This window comes from Actinomycetota bacterium (genome assembly GCA_005774595.1).
Lineage (GTDB): Bacteria > Actinomycetota > Coriobacteriia > Anaerosomatales > D1FN1-002 > D1FN1-002.
On the sequence record VAUM01000165.1, the window covers coordinates 1 to 4127 of the forward strand.

Here is a 4127-nt window from a genome sequence, read left to right on the forward strand (position 1 = left end):
GAGTTCGACCAGGTGGTGCGCTGGATGCCGGCCGACATGGCCGGCAAGTGGGTCGTGACCAACACGACGACCCCCGACGACGTGATGTTCCTGCGCGATCGCGGCGTCGAGCTGCTCGTCACGACGACCCCGCGCCTGAAGGGCCGGTCGTTCGGGGCGAACGTCATCGAGGCGACGCTGGTGGCGCTCGAGGGGGCTCGCCGGCCGCTGATCGCTGGCCGCTACCTGCAGCTGCTCAGCGCCGTCGGGTTCCGCCCGGACGCGCTGTGGCTCCAGCGCGACCTCGCGGCGGGCTGAGCTGCCGCACCGCTTCGGCGCGGCACCGTCCTTGCTCACCTGCGCGTCGGCGCCTGCGCGTTGTCCGCGCCCTCGCCGTGGTGGTACCATCCGTCCCGTTCAGGCGAGCAGGCATGCGGCGCGTTCCCGACGCCCGGGGCGCGGCCTTGCGTTCAAGAAGGCCGGCCGGGCACCAGGCCACCGATGCCGCTCTCGCACGTGCGAAGGAGAGTGCTTCGGCTCATGAACAAGCGCGCCAGGGTGAGACTCATCGTCGTCGCGGTGGCCATCGCGATCATCGGCGTCTCGGCGTACCTCGTCCTCCAGGGGTCGGGGCAGCAGATGCTCACCGTCGCCGACGTGGCCGGCGGCAAGGTGGATGTGGGCGAGCGCGTGAAGGTCAACGGCATCGTCATCGGCGACTCGTGGGCCGGCTCGGCGAATCCCATGCGCTTCGAGATCAAGGACGCCGACAAGCCCGAGCCCACGCTCAAGGTCGTCTACGCCCGCGCCGTGCCGAGCGGGTTCGGCGACAAGACCAACGCGACGGTCACCGGCAAGCTGAACGCCGCCGGCGAGTTCGAGGCCGTCGAGATGATGACGACCTGCCCGTCGAAGTACGACTCGCAGAAGCCCTTCACGATCGCCGAGCTGCAGGCGCAGAAGGCCGCGCTCACCAACAACACGGTCAGGATCACCGCGTACGTCGTCGACCCGGGCGACGGTGCGCGTATCGTGCTCGGAACGACGGCTGACGGTGGCACCATGCTCGACGTGGTCGTCGCGGGAGGCACGGCCGGGCTCACGAAGGGTGCCCAGGTCGAGGCCGCCGGCCAGCTCGGCAGTGACGGCGTGTTCATGGCCACCGGCGTGACCGTCGCGAAGACCGCCGCGCCCTAGCGGCCGGTCCTCCGGTACGAACCCCCGACAAGGAACGGAGCCTGAAGCGAATGTTCGGTGCCCAGACCGGTAGCGTGCTCCTGTGGCTGACGGCCATAGGCACGGTCGTCTCGATCGCCTCGCTGTGGTGGGGGGACCGCCTCGGCCGCGAGGAGGGCGAGAAGTCGACCAACTTCGGCTACCTCGCGACGCTCGCCGTGGCCGCGCTGTACACCCTCGGCATCATCCTGCTCGCCGCGGCGTTCCTGCGCGACGATCCCACGTTCCTCTACGTCGCCGAGAACCACCCGAACGTCGTCGGCGGCTGGGGCTGGCTCTACCGCCTGTCGGGCGTGTGGGCCGGGCCGGAGGGGTCGTTCTTCTTCTGGGCGTGGCTCATCTCGGTGTTCAACGCATGGGTCGCGTACAAGCGCATGGCGGTCACGGACCGGCTCACCAACGTCGCGCTCGCCGTGAGCAACGCGGTGCTGTTCCTGTTCAACTTCCTGCTGCTCACCCACAAGACGAACCCGTTCAAGGTCGCGATCATCGAGGGCACGACCGCCATCGACAAGGCCACGCAGATGGCGTTCGACTACACCGACCAGTTCATGAGCCCGCTGCTGCAGACCTGGGCGATGGTCATCCATCCGCCGACGCTGTTCATCGGCTACGCGGGGCTGACCATCCCGTTCGCGTATGCGGTCGCGACGCTGATCGTCAACGACCCGTCGAAGCGCTGGATCGAGCTGTGCGACCGCATCACCGTGTTCTCGTGGCTGATGCTGGGGGTCGGCATCGGGCTCGGTGCGGTGTGGGCGTACTACGAACTCGCGTTCGGCGGCTACTGGGCGTGGGACCCGGTCGAGAACGCCTCGCTGCTCCCGTGGCTGACCGGCGTCGGTTTGCTCCACAGCTTCACGGCGTACCGGAGGCGGGACTCGTTCAAGGGCTGGTCGGTCCTGATGTCCGGGGTCACGTTCGCCCTGGTCATCCTTGGCACGTTCATCACGCGCTCCGGCGCGCTCGCCGAGGGCGCCTCCGTGCACGTCTTCGGCGGTGACCCGTACATGTTCTGGGTGCTCGGCGCGCTCGTGCTCGCCGCGGTCATCGTCCCCGGCGTGCTGTTCTTCATGCGCCGCGAGTCGTTCGCGAGCGAGGTGGGCTTCGAGGGCGTGGTCGCCAAGGAGTACAGCTACGAACTCAACAACGTGATCATGCTCGTGGGTTCTCTGCTCGTCGCATACATGACACTCACCTCGGCGATCCCCGAGGGCTTCCCGCTCCCGGCCGCCGGGCGCGTCATCGGGCGCGAGACCTACGACCTGCTCGCGCGGCCGGTGGGCATCGTCTACATCCTGCTCATGACGATCTGCCCGATCCTGTCGTGGAAGGACACGTCGGGGCGCGTGCTGTGGGAGCGCGCTCGCTGGCCGCTCGCGGGCGGAGGCGTGCTGTTCGCCGGCTTCCTCTACCTGTACGTGGCGAAGTTCCTCCCGGTCTGGAAGGCCGACGTGACTGGCAGCGTGCCGTTCTGGCAGGCCGGGCCGCTCGCGGTCATCGGGTTGGCGGTCGCCGCGGTGGCGATCGCCCTGCCGGTGTACCTGTTCATCGACGGCGCGATGAAGAAGGCGTCCGCGTCCGGCACCTCGTTCGGCTCGGCGCTCTGGTCGATCATCACGAAGGCACGCACCACCTCCGGCGGGTACCTCACGCACTTCGGCATCGGGCTCATCCTGCTCGGGCTCATCGGCTCGACGATGTTCGTCGAGACCGCCGCGCAGAACTACACGACCGGCGGCAGCGAGAAGATCGCGATCGGGCGCTACGAGTTCACGCTCGCCAAGACGCGCCAGGTCGTGGCGCCGAACGGCGACCTGCAGGTCTACGCCGACCTCGCGATGAAGGAGAACGGCGCGGCGGCGGGCACGGTCTCACCCGGCCAGATCCTGCCGAAGCAGTTCATCGAGGACACGGGCGGCGACAGCAACCAGGGCCGCAAGCACGCCTACATCATGCGCGGCATCGGCCAGGACGTGTTCGTCACCCTGCAGTCGGTCCAGGACGGCCTCGTCGCGGTGGACGTGAAGATCTTCCCGCTCATCTCGTTCGTGTGGGGCGGCTTCGCCGTCACGATCATCGGCAGCGCGCTGGCGGCGTGGCCCCGTCGCGCGCGCGCGCTCGCCGCGGCGCCGGCCGTTGCGGCCGCGGGCGGCAAGAAGAAGAGGCGCTGAGAGCACCCTCGAAGGGGGCGCCGGAGGTGACTGAGGTCGCGAGCGCGGCGATCGAGGTGCGGGAGCTCACCCGCGCCTTCGGCCTGCGCCGCGCGCTCGACGCCGTGTCGTTCGAGTTGCCGCCCGGTGCCTTCCTGTCGATCTTCGGCCCGAACGGGGCCGGCAAGACGACGCTGCTGCGCGTGCTGTCCACGCTGCAGACCGCGTCGTCGGGCGAGGCGAGCGTGCTCGGTCTCGACGTGCGTGAGGACGCGGTCGCGCTGCGCGGGCGCATCGGGCTGATCAGCCACAACCCGCTGCTCTACCCGGACCTGTCCGCCGAGGAGAACCTGGTGTTCTTCGCGGACATGTACGGCGTCGACGGCGCGCCGGCGCGCGTGCGCGAGATCCTCGCCGACGTCGAGCTGGACCACCGCCGCCACGACCTCGTGCGCAGCTTCTCGCGAGGCATGCTGCAGCGCCTGTCGATCGCACGCGCGCTGCTCCACCGGCCCGAGGTGCTCTTCCTCGACGAGCCGTACTCGGGGCTCGACCCGCACGCGATGGACGTCTTCGACTCGCTCATCGCGCGCATCCGCGAGCGCCACACGTTCGTGATGGTCAGCCACGACCTCGCCAAGGGCCTCGAGCTGTGCTCGCATGCGCTCATCCTGGCCGCCGGCAAGGTCGTGCTGTTCGAGCCGCGCGAAGGCATCGACGAGGCCGAGTTCGCCGAGCTGTACCGGCGCACCGTGGGGA

At 69.3% G+C, this 4127-nt stretch carries 3 protein-coding genes; all 3 read left to right on the forward strand.

From position 1 onward, the window contains the following. Positions 1–480 precede the first annotated feature (480 nt). The gene (locus tag FDZ70_07055) at positions 481–1176 is read left to right on the forward strand and encodes a cytochrome c maturation protein CcmE (GenBank protein TLM74805.1); all 696 of its coding nucleotides are present in this window, start codon (positions 481–483) and stop codon (positions 1174–1176) included. 50 nt (positions 1177–1226) lie between these two features. Next, positions 1227–3389 (forward strand): hypothetical protein, encoded by a 2163-nt coding sequence (locus FDZ70_07060; GenBank protein ID TLM74806.1) that lies wholly within the window; start codon positions 1227–1229, stop codon positions 3387–3389. Between the two features lie 26 nt (positions 3390–3415). Beyond that, positions 3416–4127 (forward strand): ABC transporter ATP-binding protein (locus FDZ70_07065; protein ID TLM74807.1); only part of this gene is annotated, 712 nt, incomplete at its 3' end.